Annotated in this window: 17 protein-coding genes; 14 read left to right on the top strand and 3 right to left on the bottom strand. The window is 44.3% G+C overall.

Translation table 11 applies throughout. From position 1 onward, the window contains the following. The first annotated feature begins 120 nt into the window (after positions 1-120). The 14 genes from dinG (at position 121) to MHB64_RS21015 (ending at position 15,503) form a co-directional block, all read left to right on the top strand. Positions 121-2,982: an ATP-dependent DNA helicase DinG gene (gene dinG, locus MHB64_RS21080; protein ID WP_341135319.1), complete on the top strand. Its 2,862-nt coding sequence runs from the start codon at positions 121-123 to the stop codon at positions 2,980-2,982. A gap of 131 nt (positions 2,983-3,113) precedes the next feature. Beyond that, positions 3,114-3,767: a redox-sensing transcriptional repressor Rex gene (locus MHB64_RS21075; protein ID WP_094872557.1), complete on the top strand. Its 654-nt coding sequence runs from the start codon at positions 3,114-3,116 to the stop codon at positions 3,765-3,767. Then, positions 3,754-5,055 carry an amidohydrolase gene (locus MHB64_RS21070; RefSeq protein WP_094872559.1) on the top strand — a complete coding sequence of 434 codons (1,302 nt, stop codon included), beginning with the start codon at positions 3,754-3,756 and terminating at the stop codon, positions 5,053-5,055. Before MHB64_RS21075 ends, MHB64_RS21070 begins: the two co-directional genes overlap by 14 nt. A gap of 168 nt (positions 5,056-5,223) precedes the next feature. Then, positions 5,224-5,742 (top strand): cell wall elongation regulator TseB-like domain-containing protein, encoded by a 519-nt coding sequence (locus MHB64_RS21065; RefSeq protein ID WP_094872560.1) that lies wholly within the window; start codon positions 5,224-5,226, stop codon positions 5,740-5,742. A 405-nt stretch (positions 5,743-6,147) separates the two neighbouring features. After that, positions 6,148-6,690 carry a hypothetical protein gene (locus tag MHB64_RS21060; RefSeq protein ID WP_094872562.1) on the top strand — a complete coding sequence of 181 codons (543 nt, stop codon included), beginning with the start codon at positions 6,148-6,150 and terminating at the stop codon, positions 6,688-6,690. Next, entirely contained in the window at positions 6,683-8,185 is a 1,503-nt protein-coding gene (locus MHB64_RS21055) for an AAA family ATPase (protein ID WP_341135318.1), read from the top strand. The genes MHB64_RS21060 and MHB64_RS21055 overlap by 8 nt, the downstream gene beginning before the upstream one ends. A 133-nt stretch (positions 8,186-8,318) precedes the next feature. After that, positions 8,319-9,191, top strand: coding sequence for a 3-hydroxyacyl-CoA dehydrogenase family protein (locus MHB64_RS21050; protein WP_094872565.1), 873 nt, complete (start codon positions 8,319-8,321; stop codon positions 9,189-9,191). Then, a complete protein-coding gene (locus MHB64_RS21045; protein WP_094872567.1) occupies positions 9,188-10,396 on the top strand; it encodes an acetate/propionate family kinase in 1,209 nt (402 codons plus the stop codon). The genes MHB64_RS21050 and MHB64_RS21045 overlap by 4 nt, the downstream gene beginning before the upstream one ends. A gap of 21 nt (positions 10,397-10,417) precedes the next feature. Continuing rightward, on the top strand, positions 10,418-11,716 hold the full coding sequence (gene asnS / locus MHB64_RS21040; protein WP_341135317.1) for an asparagine--tRNA ligase: 1,299 nt from the start codon (positions 10,418-10,420) through the stop codon (positions 11,714-11,716). 23 nt (positions 11,717-11,739) lie between these two features. Continuing rightward, entirely contained in the window at positions 11,740-12,489 is a 750-nt protein-coding gene (locus tag MHB64_RS21035; protein WP_341135316.1) for a DnaD domain-containing protein, read from the top strand. 148 nt (positions 12,490-12,637) lie between these two features. After that, positions 12,638-13,171 carry an RNA polymerase sigma factor gene (locus MHB64_RS21030; RefSeq protein ID WP_094872572.1) on the top strand — a complete coding sequence of 178 codons (534 nt, stop codon included), beginning with the start codon at positions 12,638-12,640 and terminating at the stop codon, positions 13,169-13,171. Then, positions 13,168-13,653, top strand: coding sequence for a hypothetical protein (locus MHB64_RS21025; protein ID WP_341135315.1), 486 nt, complete (start codon positions 13,168-13,170; stop codon positions 13,651-13,653). The genes MHB64_RS21030 and MHB64_RS21025 overlap by 4 nt, the downstream gene beginning before the upstream one ends. 18 nt (positions 13,654-13,671) lie before the next feature. Continuing rightward, positions 13,672-14,775: a hypothetical protein gene (locus tag MHB64_RS21020; protein ID WP_341135314.1), complete on the top strand. Its 1,104-nt coding sequence runs from the start codon at positions 13,672-13,674 to the stop codon at positions 14,773-14,775. Continuing rightward, the gene (locus MHB64_RS21015; RefSeq protein ID WP_341135313.1) at positions 14,772-15,503 is read left to right on the top strand and encodes a hypothetical protein; all 732 of its coding nucleotides are present in this window, start codon (positions 14,772-14,774) and stop codon (positions 15,501-15,503) included. Before MHB64_RS21020 ends, MHB64_RS21015 begins: the two co-directional genes overlap by 4 nt. A gap of 78 nt (positions 15,504-15,581) precedes the next feature. On the opposite strand, the gene proC is transcribed toward MHB64_RS21015, so the two are convergent. Genes proC through proB form a run of 3 tightly spaced genes read right to left on the bottom strand, consistent with a single transcriptional unit; the run spans position 15,582 to position 18,888 of the window. Further along, positions 15,582-16,451, bottom strand: a complete 870-nt coding sequence (gene proC, locus MHB64_RS21010) for a pyrroline-5-carboxylate reductase (RefSeq protein ID WP_094872578.1) — start codon at positions 16,449-16,451, stop codon at positions 15,582-15,584. Between the two features lie 49 nt (positions 16,452-16,500). Beyond that, positions 16,501-17,748: a glutamate-5-semialdehyde dehydrogenase gene (locus tag MHB64_RS21005; protein ID WP_341135312.1), complete on the bottom strand. Its 1,248-nt coding sequence runs from the start codon at positions 17,746-17,748 to the stop codon at positions 16,501-16,503. 36 nt (positions 17,749-17,784) lie between these two features. After that, entirely contained in the window at positions 17,785-18,888 is a 1,104-nt protein-coding gene (gene proB / locus MHB64_RS21000) for a glutamate 5-kinase (protein WP_094872581.1), read from the bottom strand. Between the last annotated feature and the right edge of the window lie 44 nt (positions 18,889-18,932).

Genomic DNA, 18,932 nt, shown 5'->3' with positions numbered 1-18,932 from the left:
TTTATTATTCCGCATTTTCATTCAAGCGATGCATCCCCTGAACCAGTGGTGTGCATCGCCTTTTTTCGCAACTTCTGTTATGCTGATTAAGAGTCTCAATTGAAAGGGAATAGAATTATAATGAAATTTGCCGTGCTTGATTTTGAAACAACGGGAACCCAATCCGTGGGTGAAATCATCCAGGTTGGCCTTGCAATTATAGAAGAAGACCGGTCCATCTCCCGGGTATATGGTTCCTACGTCAAGCCCGGAACGCCGATACCTCCTTTTATAACTGGTCTAACGGGGATTACCGACGATGATGTAAAGGATGCACCTGAGCTGGATGAGATGATGATGGAGCTTGTTCCACTCTTGGATGATGTTGTGCTTGTAGGGCATAATGTCGCATTCGATTTCCATTTTTTGCAAAATGCTTTAGACCGATGTGGGTATTTACCATTTCAAGGACGGATTTTAGATACGATTGATTTTCTGAAAATCTGCTTTCCTTCCCTCACATCCTATCAACTAGGATCAGTTAGTGCACATTTTGGTGTGACGCATGAGCGTCCGCATCAGGCAGACAGTGATGCACTCGCAACTGCTCTTGTATTGCTGAAATGTCTGGAGGAGCTCTACGATTTGCCTCTGCTGACGATCCAGAGACTCTGTGAGCTGTTTACGGAAGAGGATAGTGATCTTGGTTGGTATTTCGATGGTCTGCTGCGTGAACGGGAAGCGGAGACGCTTCAGCCCGAAGGTGATCTGACTTTTTATCGTCAATTAGCGCTTGCTGTAGGAGACTGGAACGAATTAGCTCCACCTCGAGACGAGCATGCTGAGAATCCGCTACAGAATTTATCTTTTACAGATTATATGGATGAAGTAACGAAACGACTTAAAGAAACTTTGCCGCAGTATGAAAGCCGAGAAGCTCAGGATATTATGATCAATGAGGTGATGACGGCACTTGCCGAAGACAAACATCTATTGATCGAAGCAGGGACAGGAACCGGCAAATCACTTGGTTATTTGTTGCCTGCCATATACCAAAGCGTTCGCACGAATGAAAAAGTTATGGTCAGCACTCATACTATTAATCTGCAGGATCAATTGCGTGAGCGGGATATTCCTTTATTAACACAGGTAGTTCCATTTCCATTTAAAGCTTCAATTTTTAAGGGCAGAGGGCATTATTTGTGTCTTCGTAAGTTCGAACATAAAATTAATAAAAAAGACTTTGTCAGTCCGAGGGAAGATGCGCTTACTGCGGCTCAGATGATCGTTTGGCTGACGCAAAGCGAATCAGGAGATGACGAAGAGCTCAACTTAAGCGGTCGTGGAGGAGATTTCTGGGAGACGGTGGCTAGCGATACCGATTCTTGTCTGGGGCGCTCCTGTCCTTGGTTCCGTAAGTGTTATTACCATCGGGCAAAGCATGAAGCTGGTATTGCAGACGTAGTCATTACGAACCACTCTAAGCTTTTCGCAGATGTTAAGGCTGGGCACCAGCTACTTCCGGCTTATGAACATCTTGTAATTGATGAGGCCCATCATCTGGAGGACGTGGCTGGCAAGCATTTAGGCATGCATATGAAGCATTTCACGGTGGCACATACACTATCGCGTCTTTATAAGGATAGTCGAAATGGCCAACTTCCTACGCTTCGCCAAATGCTTCAGTCATCAGGCAGTGAGGAAGCTTCTGAATGGAGCGGAGTGATCGATAGAATCTATCCGGACCTGCTTACCATAAAAGAAACCTGGGATCTGCTTAGTGATAAACTATTCAGCCTCTTGCCGGAACGCAGCGATGCAGCAGCGGGAGAAGCTGGCCAGTTAGTCATGCGGCTACTTCCTACCCGTAAACCGAAAGATTGGGATGAATTGGTTGCTTTAGAGAATACTATGAATCTGACATTAAGCGAAATTATCCGTAAAGGTGATAAAATGCTTAATGAAATGCGAGATCAAGAAGGTCAATCTTCCTCAGATAGTCTAGTTACCGATATTAGCGGCTTATTTAAGGATTTAGCTTCAATACGTGAGCAAGTACGGTTTTTTATGGGATTAAACGATGAGAATGTAGTATATTGGCTGGAGGCGAATGGAAATTATCGCAGTAAATCGCTACAGCTGTATGCCGTTCCTGTTGATGTCAGTACTCAGCTTAAGGAGCTGTTTTTCGACAAAAAGAAAAGTATCGTGCTAACTTCGGCGACACTCTCTGTTGATAAATCGTTCCAGTTTATGATTGATAATCTCGGACTTAATGAAGCTGCGGAAGAGGGGCGTCTGATGACATCACTCCTGCCTTCTCCTTTTAAGTATCGGGAGCAGGCGCTGTTAGTTATTCCACGGGATTTCCCTAGTGTGAAGGGCAGTGTGGGCGATGCCCGATTTGTTGATACACTCGTACAATCACTAGCAGAAGCAGCGACTACAACACGCGGGCGGATGCTTGTCCTGTTTACTTCTTACAAGATGCTACGCCAGGTTTACGATCCTTTGAAAGAGGCTCTAGCCTCACAAGAGATCACGGTGCTGGGTCAAGGCGTGGAGGGGGGCAGCCGTAGCAAGCTGATCCGCCGTTTTCAGGACAGTGCAGCCTCTGTACTGTTAGGAACAAGCAGTTTTTGGGAGGGTGTTGATATTCCGGGTGAAGCATTAACATGCTTGGCCATCGTGAGGCTCCCGTTTCAACCGCCAAACCATCCCCTAGCGGAAGCGAAGTCTGAGTTATTACAAGCCCAGAAAAAGAATCCGTTCATGAAGTTGTCTGTTCCTCAGGCGGTTATTCGCTTTAAGCAAGGATTTGGAAGGCTGGTGCGGACAGCGCAAGATCGGGGTATTGTTATTGTGTATGACACCAGGGTGATCGAATCTCACTATGGGAAATATTTCCTCTATTCGTTGCCTGGCCCAAAAATGGAGCATATGCTTACGGATCAAATGGTTCCTCGTATAGCGGAGTGGTTGGAAGACGGAGGCGTTTCTTAAAAAGAACGTCATCGATCATATTAATCACTCTACAATGAAGGGCGGTATAAGAATACCGCTCTTCATTGAGACGAGGTACACGAATTAGTATAAGGTTAGTAAAGAATATTACTTACATTAGGAGGTAAATTATGAAATCGGAAAAAATATCAGAAGCCGTTGTTCGCAGACTTCCTGTGTACTTACGTTTCCTAAATGATCTACAGAAACGTGAAATATTAACCGTTTCCTCTCAAGAGCTAGGACAGAAACTTGATTTGAATCCCGCTCAAATTCGCAAAGATTTAGCTTATTTTGGAGATTTCGGCAGAAAAGGTATCGGGTATGACGTAACTTATCTTATTGAGAAAATCCGTCATATTCTGAAGCTGGATCAACAACTGAATGTGGCTTTAGTGGGTGCCGGTAACCTTGGACATGCATTATCTAATTATAATGCTTATTTGAAAGATACTATGAAGATTACCGCTATATTTGATTCCTATGCGCCTAAGGTAGGGCGGAAAATCAACTCACTTACCGTTCAACCGATGGAGGAGCTTGGTCAGACGGTTCGTGAGCAAGGTATTCGAATTGGGATAATTACAGTACCTGATTCAGAAGCGCAGAATGTAGCGGATATTCTCATTGAGTCTGGCATTGAGGCGATTTTAAATTTTGCACCAGTGATTCTAAAAACACCATCGAATATCCGGGTTCATGCTGCTGATTTTACAACAGATTTGCAAAGCCTTGCTTATTATTTGAAGGATGGAAAGGAAGAAAGCAGAAATGAAGAGCAATAAAACGATTATCAAGGGCGGGCGTTTTCTTACTCCGGGAACGGATGAGCCGGTTCTTAGTGGATATATGACTATTGAAGATGATTTGATCACTTACATAGGAAAAGAAGAGCCTTTAATAGAAGACGATGTGCAAGTTGTTGATGGCAGTCGTCTGTTGTTTATGCCAGGTCTGGTAAACACGCATGGCCATGCCGCAATGTCATTGCTTCGTGGTTATGGAGATGACTTAGCGCTTCAGGTGTGGCTTCAGGAGAAGATGTGGCCGATGGAAGAGAAGTTCACCGGAGAAGATGTATACTGGGGAACCTCCTTGTCTGTACTTGAAATGCTGAAAGGTGGCACTACAACCTTCCTGGATATGTATGATCATATGGACCGAGTAGCGGAGGTCGTCGAATTATCAGGTATTCGTTCCGTATTAATGAGAGGCGTAATCGGTCTATGTCCAGAAGAAGTACAAAATCAGAAGCTTGCGGAAGCGGTTTCTTTTGCGCGTAACTGGCATGGTAAGGCTGAAGGTAGAATTACGACAATGATCTCGCCACATGCCCCATATACATGCCCACCAGACTTCTTTGTTAAGTTTGTGCAGGCGGCTCATGATTTGAATTTACCGATGCATACCCATATGTCCGAAACGAAACGCGAAGTGGAGCAGAATGTGGTGGATTACGGACTGCGGCCAGTAGCGCATTTAGAGAAGCTTGGAATGTTCACACGTCCGTCTATAATCGCTCATGGTGTTCATTTGAATGATGAAGAGATCGAGATACTGGCTCGTCATGATGTAGGTGTATCCCATAACCCTGGAAGCAATCTTAAGCTGGCTAGTGGAGTTGCTCGAGTTACGGATCTTCTAAAGGCCGGAGTGAAGGTGTCACTGGGTACAGATGGAGCGGCAAGTAATAATAATTTGGATATGTTTGAAGAAATGCGTCTTGCAGCACTCATCCATAAAGGTGTAAGTGGTGATCCTACGGCTGTTCCGGCTCCGGAAGCTCTACGTATGGCTACGGAGTATGGCGCGAAGTCTATCTTTTTAAATGATGTGGGTAGACTCGCTGTAGGTATGAAAGCTGACTTTATTGCTATTGATATAGACCAGCCGCATTTGCTCCCACACACAGATCTGTTGTCTCACGCTGTTTATTCTGCCAGTGCCAAGGATGTTGAGCATGTATGGGTGAATGGTAAACAGGTTGTTAAACATGGACAATGTGTAACGCTAGATGAGGAAGCCATCCGTCGTAAGGCGCAAGAAGCCTTTGATGGACTGCTAAAACGATAGTCTAAATCATAACAAATAACTGAAAGGCTGTGACTTTCTGCAATTGCAAAGTTACAGCCTTTTGTGTTTCTGATCATTAGATCATTGAACGAGATATGAAACTTTGGATAAACACACGGGTGTGTTATATAATCAAAAAAGATATATTACTAGAAAGGGAGCTGTACCTTGAAGAAAAGGAAAAAATGGATCCTCCTGGGGTCAGTTCTGATTCTGCTCCTTCTGTTCGGACTCATCCAGTTCTATGCTTATATTATGAAAGATCAATGGAACGAGCGAGATATCGCTAAGGATGTCGCCAAAACCAGCGCGGGTCTAACAGAGGTAACTAAAGCACAGAAATCCGTGTGGGATGAAAATGCAGTCTACTGGGTCTTAACAGGGAAGAATGAATCCGGGACTGAGTTGATGGTTTGGGTACGCTTTACTGTAGATGGGAAGTTTGCCGAAGGCGCCGACGCAGTATTCGCCGAGGAACTAAGTAAAGGGACCTCTGAAGAAAAAATGCGTAGTCTTATAAAAGCCGATCTCCCGGATATTAGCATTGAACGGTTGTTACCGGGGGTGTATAACGGAGAGTATGCTTGGCAGCTTTTTTATAAACAAAGCGGTCGGTATTATTATCAATTTTATCGGTTCTCAGATGGGGCTCGAATGGGTGAAGGATACAGTTTACCTAGCCGCTAAGTTAAACAAAATTACTTTAGGAGAAACAAGCGGACTATTTATGGTTCGCTTGTTTTTATATAACATATTAGATTGATACACTAAAAGTATACGTAATGTGATATACTATAAGAGTAGTTTTTTTATATTGTCGTCAAAGCCGCATACGAAAATAGGCCTGTTCATTAGAGATAAAGGCCTGTTTTTGTCGAAATAAATCAATATTTTTGATGAAATGGAAATATTTAAAAAATAAAATTTTAAATATATTCACACTTTTTATCATTTTCGTATATACACCTGTGATATACTACTGTTTGTAATTAGAAGAGTAGTAGTAGAACGTTAGGCTCTGATGAGCATTAACGGCTGTGATTTTGGATCATCCTGTTTATCGTTTTGTCATCTTTGAGAGGAGGACGTTTCTTGAAATTACGTCTTGTACCTGTACTGATAACGTCTCTACTGTCCGCTACGCTATTATTCGGAGGATTCTTTTTATATCGTCAGTTTGCTTTACAGGAACCACTCCAAAAGATAGTATCAGGCTATGAAGGAGTGAATACTTCACATATTAGTATTAACCGTGATGAGGTCACTTTGAAACTTGAATTACAGCCGGGCACGAATTTACGTGATCTGGTATCGTATGTTTCCAAAGAAGGAAAATCAGTGATTGAGGGACGTAAACTTAAACTGGATGTGGAGCAAAACTCCAGTGAATTATTGGATAATTACTGGGATAAAGCGTTGTTCTCTGTAGCTGAAGCGATGGAGAGCCGTAAATATACTCTTATACCTGCTGAACTTGATAGATTGAAAGAGCAGAATACCGACTATAAAGATGTGATAGCAACAACTGAAATCGACGACACAAACGTGTATGTAAGCTTGAGCAACGGGAAAGAAAGCAAATTTATAATTTTACCACGCAAACCTGCGACCTTGGGGGTATGGAATAATGCCTAAATACCTTAAAGAAATTTTAATCGGATTTATTCCTGTACTGTTTATTTTCATGGCTTTTTTAGGTATTAATATATTCCCTATAGTTATAGCAGCTGGGATGCTTACTGCACTACTTATCATTGCTCATTTACGTGGCGGGCTTACGGTGAACGCCGGTGCTGGAAAGAAACGCAAGAAGGAAGGACCTTCAAAACTCACTTTTGAAGAAATTGGTGGGCAAGACAATGCAAAGCAGGAGCTCCGTGAAGCACTCGATTTCTTGATCCGGCATGAGGAAATCAGTAAATTTGGGATTCGTCCTTTGAAAGGGATTCTGCTTACAGGCCCTCCAGGAACAGGTAAGACCCTTATGGCTAGAGCGGCAGCCCATTATACAAACTCAGTATTCGTAGCTGCATCAGGCAGTGAATTTGTGGAAATGTATGTAGGTGTCGGTGCTGGCCGTATTCGTGACTTGTTTAAGGATGCACGTACCCGTGCTGCTAAAGAGAACAAACAAAGCGCTATTATTTTCATAGACGAAATTGACGTAATTGGCGGTAAGCGTGAAGGTGGGCAGCAGCGTGAATATGATCAGACCTTAAATCAACTGCTGACCGAGATGGATGGTATTTATAATAACGAAACACCGCGTATTTTACTGGTAGCTGCAACAAACCGTAAAGAGATGCTGGATTCGGCATTGCTACGTCCAGGACGGTTTGATCGTCATATACAAGTGGATATGCCTGACAAGAAGGGCCGCAAATCGATTCTAGAATTGCATGCTAAGAATAAACCTCTTCATGAAGAAGTGAGTCTCGACAAAATCGCAGAAGAAGCCTATGGCTTTTCCGGCGCTCAGCTTGAAAGTGTCATGAATGAGGCTGCGATTTATATGATGCGAGAGGAATTGACGAAAGTTGAGCAGCGGCATCTGTCGATGGCGATTGACAAGGTAATGATGGGTGAAAAAACGGATCGAGAAACCAATCACGAAGAGAAAAAGCGGGTCGCCATTCATGAATTGGGACATGCCATTATGGCAGAGCTCCTGCGTCCCGGAAGCGTCAGTCAGGTTACATTGACTCCGCGTGGACAAGCCCTTGGATATGTGCGACACAATCCTCAGCAAGAGCAGTATTTGTACACCAAAGATTATTTGGAAGATCAGATTATGATAGCACTTGGTGGAGCTGCGGCTGAAGAGATGTATTATGGCGGTCGAAGCACAGGTTCACGGGGCGATTTCGATCAGGCCCTAAATATTGTGGAAACGATGATGAAGTCAGGGTTAACTTCACTCGGTATCGCTAAGATGGAAATGGTTACCATTGAAGAGCTTATGAAGGAAAATAGTAAGATATTGGATGAACTGATGGTTCGTACTCATGAGCACCTTGAAAAGCAACGAAATGTATTTGATTACTCTCTTGACATTTTAATGAAGGAAGAAGTACTCTCTGGAGAGCAATTTCGATGTCAATTTCGTGACAGCGTCCTTTTACCAGCATAAATATTTATGCTGGTTATTTTTTTTTACTTTTCAGGCATGCTAAGATATCATTATATGTCGGGCTTTATAAATTTTTGCGACAGACAAGGTACAATACAAAAGTATAGATACCTGAAAGGATGGAGACTTTTTTATGAATTTCAAAAAAATAGGTGTCATCGGCGGTGGCACAATGGGACAAGGTATTGCTGAAATGTTAGCAGCCAAAGGCCTGGATGTATTGCTGGTGGAGAAAACCGCAGAGAAACTGGACTACTCTTACGAAATGATCGAGACAAGTCTAGATAAGCAACTGGAGAAATGGGCGATCACTCAAGCTGAGAAGAAGTTGATTCTTAGCCGCATTCAAAAAGTGACACATTTCGCGGAGCTTAGCTCTTGTGACATGGTTATCGAAACAATCGTTGAGGATTTGGAAGAAAAGAAAAAGATTTTGAATCAACTGGATCAAGTATGTCCAAACCACATTATTCTTGCCAGCAATACGTCAACACTTAGCTTGACTGAACTTGCAAGTTCTACAATGTATCCGGAACGCGTTATCGGTATGCATTTCATATATCCTGTAGCTAAAGTAGATCTTGTTGAAATTGTACGCGGTCTGAAAACCTCAGATGCTACTTTTGAAGATACAAAAGCCTTTGTTGATGAGATTGTTGAGAAAAAAGGTGTAATGATTTATGAATCCCCAGGATTTGTAACATCACGCCTCATTTGCTTGTTCATCAATGAAGCTATGCATGTGCTGCAAGAAGGCGTTGCCTCTGCACAGGATATTGACGATGCTATGCGTATTGGTTATCAATTCCAATATGGACCGCTTGAAATGGCTGACAGATTCGGCCTGGATTCGGTACTTGCTGCACTCGAAAATATGTTCCGTGAATACGGAGAACTGAAATACCGTCCTTCTACTATTCTTAAAAAGATGGTACGTGCAGGACAACTGGGTATGAAATCAGGAGAAGGCTTCTTCAAGTACGACAAGGATGGTGACCGTGTATGAATATTCTAGTTATTAACTCAGGTAGTTCTTCATTGAAATATCAGCTGTATAACATGACTGATGAATCGGTTTTGGCTAAAGGTCTGGTTGAACGTATTGGAATGGATTCCTCCATTCTGAATCATAAACCGACTGGCAAAGCGGAAGTGACAGAAGTAAGCGAAATTCTGGAACATAATACTGCAATCCGTAAAGTCATTGCCTGTCTTACAGACAAAGAGCATGGTGTTATTGAATCCATTAAAGAAATTGATGCTGTAGGTCACCGTGTAGTGCATGGTGGTGAGTTCTTCAAGGCCTCCGCTCTTGTGGATGCTGACGCAAAAACGAAAATTCGTCAATTGTTTGACCTTGCACCACTGCATAACCCGGCAGCAATGATGGGGATTACGGCTTCTGAAGTAAATATGCCGGGTGTACCGCAGGTTGTTGTATTCGATACTGCATTCCACCAAACTATGCCTGAAAAAGCTTATATGTACGCTATTCCTAGAGTACTGTACAATAAATATAAAGTTCGTCGTTATGGCGCACACGGTACATCACACGACTTCGTAAGCAAGGCTGCTGCGGAGTACTTGGAGCGTCCGCTGGAAGATCTGAAGATCATTACTTGTCATATTGGTAACGGCGGTAGTGTAACTGCAGTTCAAGGTGGAGTGTCCGTGGATACTTCCATGGGTATGACCCCTCTGGAAGGTTTGATGATGGGTACTCGTAGTGGTGATCTTGACCCAGCAATTGTCCCTTACGTGATGAACAAGGAAGAATTGTCCGTAGGTGAAGTGAACTCCATGTTGAATAAACATAGTGGTCTCTTAGCCATTTCGGGCGTAAGCAGTGACATGCGTGATATTATTGATGGTATGGAAAAAGGTGAGCCTAATTCCACGCTAGCTTTTGAAATGTATGAGTACCGCTTGCGCAAGTATATCGGTTCATATACGGCTGCGATGAACGGTGTAGATGCGATCATATTTACTGCCGGTGTTGGTGAAAATGCTTCATTGCTTCGTGAGAAACTGCTAAATAACCTTACTTTCTTGGGTATTGAGTTGGATGCTGAAGCTAACAAAGTTCGTTCCGGCGATCCACGTCGTATCTCTACGGTAGATTCTAAGGTACAAGTGCTAGTAGTTCCGACAAACGAAGAACTTGTCATTGCACGTGATACACACCGTATTGTGCAAGGAATTAACGGCTAAATTAGAGGAGAGATTGAAGGCATGGCTAACAAGAGTGTAATTAAGAACGTGAATGAACATGTTGGAGAGAGTGTTGTTATCGGTTGTTGGGTAAACAACAAGCGCTCCAGTGGTAAAATTCAGTTCCTGCAGCTTCGTGATGGTACAGGTTATATTCAGGGAGTTGTAGTGAAATCTGAAGTACCTGAAGAGGTATGGGATGCAGCTAAGAGCCTTACACAAGAAAGTTCTTTGTATGTGACCGGAATTATTCGCGAGGAACCTCGCAGTCAATCAGGTTTTGAAATGACTGTAACTGGAATTGAAGTCCTGCATCTTACAGAGAATTATCCAATTACTCCGAAAGAGCATGGCGTAGATTTCTTGATGGATCACCGTCACCTCTGGCTACGTGCCTCGAAGCAACGGGCTGTTCTGGTAATTCGCGCGGAAATTATTCGTGCAATTCAACAGTTCTTCAACGAGAGTGGATTTACAAAGGTGGATCCTCCGATTCTGACGCCAACGTCAGCAGAAGGAACTACTAACTTGTTCCACACGAAGTACTTCGATGAGGATGCCTATCTAACACAAAGCGGACAGTTGTATATGGAAGCTGCGGCAATGGCCCTGGGCCGTGTCTATTCCTTTGGACCCACTTTCCGTGCGGAGAAATCAAAGACTCGCCGCCACTTAATCGAGTTCTGGATGATCGAGCCAGAAATGGCTTTTACAGATCACGAAGAAAGCTTGAAAGTTCAGGAAGAGTTCATTAGCTTCGTAGTGCAATCCGTATTGAAGAATTGCCGTGCAGAGTTGGAAACGGTAGGTCGCGATATTTCCAAACTGGAGAATATTAAAGCCCCATTCCCACGTATTACTTACGACGATGCAATTAAGTTCTTGAACGATAAAGGCTTTGAAGATATCGCTTGGGGCGATGATTTCGGTGCACCACACGAAACAGCAATCGCAGAAGCATACGATAAACCTGTATTTATCACTCATTACCCTGCTTCTTTCAAAGCGTTCTACATGAAGCCAGATCCAAATCGTCCGGAAGTCGTGCTGTGTGCGGATATGATCGCTCCAGAAGGCTACGGTGAGATTATTGGTGGTTCTCAGCGGATCGATGATCCTGCACTGCTTGAAGAGCGTTATAAAGAGCATAACTTGTCAATGGACTCTTACAAATGGTACATGGATCTGCGTACTTACGGATCAGTACCTCACTCTGGTTTTGGACTTGGACTTGAGCGTACTGTAGCATGGATCTGTGGTCTTGACCATGTACGTGAGACTATTCCATTCCCGCGTACACTGTACCGTCTCTACCCATAATTTATATTTAAAGGGGGACGTTCATGGACGGCAAAGGATGGACTACCTGGGGCGAAGGCGTCTCCTTCGGTCTGGAGAACGGAATGGCCGTCATACCTTACGCATTACTGAAGTATTACCGGAAGCTCAATTTAAGCGGAAGTGAAGCGATGCTGCTGATACATCTGCTTTCTTTCAGGCAGGTGGAAGGGATTGATTTCCCTTCTCTTGAGGAGCTTCAGGTTGTAACAGGCCGTAGCATTTCTGTTCTAGCAGGAGAATTGCAGAAGCTTATGAAGGAAGGTTTTATTAGCATCGATGGAGACAACGATGAGCTAAGAGACATCCATTATGAACGCTACAATTTCTCAGGGTTATACGGAAAGCTTGGTGCTTATCTAGCGACAGTTGTTCAAGAACATGAGCAAGATAAGCACGCAGGTGGCTATGCAACGTCGGCACCGCGGGCTGCTTCAGGGGGCGGATTCGGAACGCCTCCCTCATCTCCTTCTCAACTTGGAGCTGAAGAGGAAAGCCGAAATCTGTTCAGTATTTTCGAAAAGGAATTCGGTCGTCCGTTATCTCCGATGGAGTGTGAGACGATATCTAGTTGGGTGGATCAAGACCGGTATCCCGAGGAGCTGATTCTGTTAGCACTGAAGGAATCTGTATTTGCTGGAAAGGTTCATTTCCGTTATATTGATCGAATATTGCTGGAATGGGCCCGTAACCGGGTCAAGAACGCTCAGGATGTTAAGGACTATACACAAAAGTTCCGCAATGGCGGAAGATAGATCATTTTGGAGAGAACCGTATTGCTTTAGCCCATCGCTAAAGTCAGTACGGTTCTTTTTAATATTTTATAAAAAAAGTGCAGGGGTAGTTATAATTGAGAGCGTCTATTGCTGTGGGAAGGAGGGGAGAGTCATTGAAGATGAGTTATTGATCAAGCGAATTTGCCAAGGAGACGAAGAGGCCTTCCGCCAATTTGTGAATACATACAGTCAGCAAATATACAAAGTTACTTATTCTGTATTACGCGATGTCAGGATGGCTGAAGATGCTGCTCAGGAAGCTTTTTTACAGATGTACAAATCTCTCCCTGACTACCGTTATCAAGGCTTGAAGTCATGGATTACACGGATCGCCTTAAATAAGGCAATAGATGCTAAGCGTAAACGAGATCGACTCAGAGAACTACCCGTTGACTATGAGCTTGTACTGAGCCAGACCGCTTCCAACGAGGAGGATGTGTTGTCAGGTGTTATACGCCGTGATCGGATGGATCGGCTGCTCGGTGAAATCAATAGCCTGCCTGAAACTCATCGTGAAATTATGGTGGCTTATTATCTGGAACATAAAAAATATGATCAGATTGCTGCAGAGCAGGGAATTAGCCTGAAGACGGTAGAGTCCAGATTATATAGGGCAAGACAATGGATTCGAAATCATTGGAAGGAGGACGAATGGCTATGATGAAGCATGGAGACGATCCAATCCAACGGGAACAAGCAAAAGCTTATATTGAAGGTCATATGGAAGAGGCGGTGAGAGAAGATTGGGAACAGCTACTGCTGGAAGATGAAGAAAGTCTTACTTCATATATGGAAATGTTGGATGAGCTACAAGAGGAACTGCCTTTATTGGAGAATTCGTCTGCTTTTACAGAGAGAGTGATGGGAGATTGGGCTAAAATGGCGGAATCTTCAGCAGCTTTCGAACAGGTGGCAGTTGAAGAAGGGGGCCGGCGGTATCGCTGGTATGAAAAAACAATCTTTCATTATGCTGTTGCCGCGTCACTTACGCTGTTGATCATGTCTTCTGGCATGTTTGATAAGCTGCACACAGGTCAAATGGAGCTTATGATCCCTAAAAAAGATAGTTCACCGTCATTTAGCGAGCAAGTCATACAGGCAACTAGCGGATGGTTGGATCAGCTAATGGGCAGCAGAAAGTGATGAGAGGAGAAATGAAATATGCAACAGCAGCGTAGTAGAATAAAGGCGCTTTTTCTTAATTTAATTCCTGGAGCAGGTCATTATTATATGGGAAAACGACCTCAAGGCATTGTTTATCTTCTGTTAAGCTTTGGCATCTTATTTATGTCCTTCTTAATAGCCGTGGCTGAAGGTGCTGAGGAGTTTCTAATAGTAGGTGTGATAGGGTTCTTTCTCATTTGGATGATTTCGATGGTGCATTTGGTAGTTAAAATGCTACAGATGCCTGCTCCGAGCATAGCTCCTGATGGATCGAGCATTGTTTTTTCTTCGGTGCCCGTTAAAACAGAGGATAATGAGCGTGTCCATGTAATCTTATTATCGTTCATTCCAGGCTTGGGTCATTTTCATATGGGACTGATGCAGCGAGGGCTATCCTTCCTCATTTCTTTCTTCGGTTTCATGACCGTGATGTTATTCTTGGCTGGGATTACGTCAAGTGACGCTTTCCTTCTCTTGTTTGGCGTCTTACCCGTCATCTGGTTGTATTGCATGTTTGATGCGGTTCAGTTAATCCATCGCAAGCAAGCTGGAGGAGAGATGGTAGATCGGACTTTATTCGAAGAGATGGAGGCGGGTCGTGAGGAGGGGCGCCGCAGCAAAGTTTTGGCAACGCTGCTTTCTGCTTTTCCAGGTGCTGGACAAATGTATCTAGGGCTGCAAAAAAGAGGTTTACAGCTCATGCTGCTATTCCTGGGAAGTATTTATGTCATGGATCTACTGCGATTAACATTGCTCTTCTTCCTGATCCCAGTCATTTGGTTCTACAGTTTGTTCGATGGCTTACAGCTTGTCAGCCGACATGGTCGGGAGCCCTTGCAGGATAAGCCAGTTATCGAAGGATTCTTAAATCATCAAGGGTGGCTTGGAGCTGCATTATTGTGTCTAGGATTGTATTACATTGTAGTGAATGTCGCAGTTCCTGCGCTTGATATCAGATTTCCTGAATGGCATTTGGAGTATATAGTCAATGAATATTTCAGAACCATTATCGTATCTGTGCTATTAATTGGCGGTGGTTTGAAGCTGATGGCGGGAAGTAAGAACAATAAAGGGAGAAAAGGGACAGGTGGTCATTCTTGAATAATCCGACTGAATTACAGCAGGGAGTCATTGTTCCAAGCGAGCGTCCAGTCACTGAAGATAAATCAAGACGCTGGCGTGTAGGGACATTATCGATGGGACTGAGCCTTTTATTTCTGGGGGCTTTAATTATGGTCTCGCAGTGGAAGGGAGCGGAAGTGTTTGAGACGACGCTTGCTTGGTGGCCGGTCATTTTTATATTGTTAGGTTTGGAAATAGTGATATACACTTTATGGTTTCGTGGAAAAGGAAAAATGTATTATGACGTGTTAAGTATTCTTTTCGTAGGGTTTATATCTGTATGTTGTCTGATTTTTGCGGGATTTAGTTCCTTAGGATTAACTCAGGAATTTCGCCGTACCGTCTCAGCTGTGGAGGAAAGTTATACATTACCTGATTGGCAGGGAACCGTTCCAGACGGCGTTAGTACCATCATTGTCCAAGCTGCCGAGCCTTACGGGATTAAAGTGGATCAAACGGGTGGGCACGAGCTGAATGTATTTGGAAGTTATTCTACAAATAAAGGGAAGCTAAAAGAAGCACAAGAGCAACAGCTGCTTCAGACTAAGCATGTCGGGAATACGCTATACATCATTTTAGGGGAAACTCCTAGAGATTTGCTATTTGATAATTCTGGGAACAACCTTGACGTGACTGTTGGGGCTCCGGCTAATGTTAAAGTGATTGTTCGAGATACTTATGGAAATGTTGTATCGGGCAAATCCTAGCTTAACTTCAAAAAAAGATCGCTTCCTGACCAAGTTGGTCTGGGAAGCGATCTTTTTTGAAAGATAAGGAATTTTAGGTTACGAATGCAGCTCTTTTTCAAGCGCCGCGCCCATTTCGCGGGAACGTTCGGCACATCGGTTGACTGCCGCAATGACAGTTTCAAAGAATTCTCCGTGCTCCAGCACTTCTATTGCTGCTTGTGTAGAGCCATTCGGGGATGTGACCTTCTTACGAAGTGCAGCTGGCTCCTCACCCGTTTGTTGTACCATTCTGGCAGCGCCTAGCACTGTTTGGACAGTTAGCTGTGTGCTTTGTTCAAGCGGCAATCCACCACGGATACCTGCGGCGATCATTGCTTCCATCATGTAATAAATATAGGCAGGTCCACTGCCGGAGATACCTGTCAAGGTTTCCATGCGTTCTTCATCAATGACGGTTGTAAGTCCAACAGCTTCAAAGATGTTGAGTGCAAGGCGTCGGCCTTTCTCATCAACTTCTTTGGAGAAGGCTATGCCAGTGGCCCCGAGACCAATGGAACTGGAAGTATTCGGCATTGTACGGACGATAGGTTGCTCTTTGCCAAGCAGTCCTTGCATCGTTCGAATAGACAATCCAGCGATTACAGAGACTATGATCTGATCAGGAGAAAGAAGAGGACCTATTCCTCGTAGCGCTTCTGCAGCGTCTTTTGGTTTCATAGCTAACACGATTACTGGTGAATTCTTTAGATAATCTATTTTTTGCTCAGGATCATTTGTACCCATTACACCGTATCGGCTTCTTAATTCTGCCAGGCGTTCACTACTGCTGCGATTAAGCATAATAACATGATCGGATTTCACGATACTGCGGCTAATCATCCCGCGAACGATGGCTTCTGCCATGGAGCCTGCGCCATAAAATACAATATTATGATTCATAAGTGGAATGGAAGGTTGCTGACACATGGCTAAAATCCTCCTAAAAGTTGTGAGATTGAAAACAGAAGCGTGGACACTAACCCCGAATTTGACCTGTTCCGTAAATCTTATACTTAGTTGAAGTAAGGGCAGGCAGACCCATCGGTCCACGGGCATGTAGTTTCTGTGTACTAATGCCGATCTCTGCACCGAATCCAAATTCAAAGCCATCTGTGAAACGGGTTGAGGCATTGTGATAAACAGCCGCAGCATCAATTTCTTGTAAGAAGCGTGCAGCATTTCCTTGATCTTCTGTTACGATACATTCCGAATGTTTTGTTCCATACTTAGCAACATGCAACATGGCTTCGTCCAAATTGCTGACAATTTTGATATTCAAGATATAATCGTTATATTCTGTGGCATAGTCTTCTAAGGTTGCAGGTAATGCCCATGGGACAAAGGATAATGTTTCCTGGCAGCCACGCAATTCAACATTAACATCACGGAAAGCTTCGGCCAAAGAAAGCAGATACTCGTTTGCGTAATCCCGATGAACGAGCAGTGTCTCCATAGAATTACATACTGAAGGTCGCTGTGCTTTGGCATTCAAGCTTATGTTCTTTGCCATTTCTGGCAAGGCACTTGCATCGAGATAGGTATGGCAGATGCCTGCTCCCGTTTCAATGACGGGTACTGTTGCGTTAAGCACTACATTTTGAATAAGTGAGCTGCCTCCGCGTGGAATGATCACATCCAAAAGTCCGTTCAGCTTTAGCATTTCATCTACCGAAGAACGATTAGGGTCTTCAATCAGCTGAAGGGCATTAGGTGGCATTGAGGTCTCAGCAAGAGCGCTGTGCAGAACCTCGACAATCTTACGGTTGGAGGATAGGGCAGAGGAGCCACCGCGCAGCACTACGGCGTTGCCTGTCTTGAGACATAGACCAGCAGCATCTACAGTCACATTTGGACGTGCTTCATAGATAATGCCGATCACACCAAGCGGAACGCGAAGCTTCTGGATGCTAAGGCCGTTAGGGCGTTCTATGCTTTCTAGTGTATCACCGATAGGATCAGGTAATACTGCGATTTGTTGCAGACCTTCAGCAATGCCGTTAATTCGGCTTACATCTAACGCGAGACGGTCAAGCATGGACTCAGGGGTCCCGTTAAGTCTTCCTTGTTCCAGATCCTCCACGTTGGCTTCGATAATGGCGGGAGCTTCACGGCGTAGTGCATCAGCCATAATTAGGAGTGCTTCATTTTTTTGGCCAGTTGTTAGACTAGCTAATATTCCGGTGGTTTCTTTGGCTAATTTTGCTTTATTAACAACTTCACTCATGACGATTCCTCCTTAAATTTATATGGACAAGATTTCTTACCTCAGGGTAATCCATTCGTCACGGTGAATGACCTCCAGCCGGTGAACTTCGCCCAGCTTCGGTACAATCTGACCGCTTGGCAAACCTTGAATACTGCGCAGCTGAGCATCATCGTAATTCACAATCCCGCGTCCAAGTAATTTGGAGTCTGGACCTAGAACCTCTACAACATCACCTGCATGAAAGTTACCTTCGGTCTGCTTGACGCCGACAGGCAGTAGACTATGGCCGCCATGGAGCAGCGCTTCAACAGCTCCTTCGTCTATATACAGAGAGCCCAGTGGGGTGGACATGAAGCCAAGCCATTGCTTTTTGACTGGGAGTGACGATAACTTGGTTGCAAAATAAGTACCTCTACCAGTTCCAGCGGCCGCGAGCTGCAAATCTCCCGGTTCGGTAGCTCTCCCAACAAAGACAGGTACACCGCCTCGCGTAGCGATCTTGGCAGCATCGATTTTTGAACGCATGCCACCTGTTCCCACGCTAGATCCAGCACCACCAGCAATCGCGTAAATCTCCGGCGTAATATCATCTACGAACTGATAGCGAACAGCATCGGGATGTTTCCGAGGATCTCCACTATACAAGCCATCCATGTCAGTTAAGACGAGCAATCTAGACGCTTTTAGCAGGTTAGCCACAAGCGCGGACAACGTATCGTTATCGCCGAATTTCAACTCATCTACGGAGACGGTATCATTCTCGTTAAATACGGGCACCGCTCCTTGACGAAGCAGCTCTTCTACCGTCATCATAGCGTTGTTCATCGCTCTGCGACTACAAAAGTCGGTACGGGTTAGCAGGATTTGTGCTGTGGTTATTCCATGCTCGGCAAAAGCTTCCTGATACGCCTGCATGAGCAGTACTTGGCCTACAGCTGCTGCTGCTTGCTTCTCATGCAGCAGCTTCGGACGTGTAGGATAACCGATACTGCGAAAGCCTGCGGCTACAGCACCGGAGGTTACTAATAACACCTCGCAGCCGTTTCTCTTCAATTCGGCAATCTCTGAAGCAAAGAAGGACACGGCTTCGCGATTCAATCCGCCTTCCGTTCCAGTCAGTGAGCTGCTGCCTATTTTGACTACGATTCGTGCCGTCATATCTGTTCACTTCCTCAGTATTTTTATAGATGCTGAAAACGACA

Origin of the sequence: Paenibacillus sp. FSL K6-2859 (genome assembly GCF_038008265.1) — a bacterium.
GTDB lineage: Bacteria > Bacillota > Bacilli > Paenibacillales > Paenibacillaceae > Paenibacillus_AQ > Paenibacillus_AQ nitricinens.
Note: the sequence above shows the minus strand (reverse complement) of the source record. Positions and strands in the feature narration are given on the sequence as shown.

Bases quoted from the DNA above. Each gene is read 5' to 3' on its own strand.
- MHB64_RS21035 (WP_341135316.1), top strand. From the start codon at position 11,740: ATGGACGGCAAAGGATGGACTACCTGGGGCGAAGGCGTCTCCTTCGGT.
- MHB64_RS21075 (WP_094872557.1), top strand. From the start codon at position 3,114: ATGAAATCGGAAAAAATATCAGAAGCCGTTGTTCGCAGACTTCCTGTG.
- MHB64_RS21055 (WP_341135318.1), top strand. From the start codon at position 6,683: ATGCCTAAATACCTTAAAGAAATTTTAATCGGATTTATTCCTGTACTG.
- dinG (WP_341135319.1), top strand. From the start codon at position 121: ATGAAATTTGCCGTGCTTGATTTTGAAACAACGGGAACCCAATCCGTG.
- MHB64_RS21025 (WP_341135315.1), top strand. From the start codon at position 13,168: ATGATGAAGCATGGAGACGATCCAATCCAACGGGAACAAGCAAAAGCT.
- MHB64_RS21070 (WP_094872559.1), top strand. From the start codon at position 3,754: ATGAAGAGCAATAAAACGATTATCAAGGGCGGGCGTTTTCTTACTCCG.
- MHB64_RS21050 (WP_094872565.1), top strand. From the start codon at position 8,319: ATGAATTTCAAAAAAATAGGTGTCATCGGCGGTGGCACAATGGGACAA.
- MHB64_RS21045 (WP_094872567.1), top strand. From the start codon at position 9,188: ATGAATATTCTAGTTATTAACTCAGGTAGTTCTTCATTGAAATATCAG.
- MHB64_RS21020 (WP_341135314.1), top strand. From the start codon at position 13,672: ATGCAACAGCAGCGTAGTAGAATAAAGGCGCTTTTTCTTAATTTAATT.
- asnS (WP_341135317.1), top strand. From the start codon at position 10,418: ATGGCTAACAAGAGTGTAATTAAGAACGTGAATGAACATGTTGGAGAG.
- MHB64_RS21005 (WP_341135312.1), bottom strand. From the start codon at position 17,748: ATGAGTGAAGTTGTTAATAAAGCAAAATTAGCCAAAGAAACCACCGGA.
- proB (WP_094872581.1), bottom strand. From the start codon at position 18,888: ATGACGGCACGAATCGTAGTCAAAATAGGCAGCAGCTCACTGACTGGA.
- proC (WP_094872578.1), bottom strand. From the start codon at position 16,451: ATGTGTCAGCAACCTTCCATTCCACTTATGAATCATAATATTGTATTT.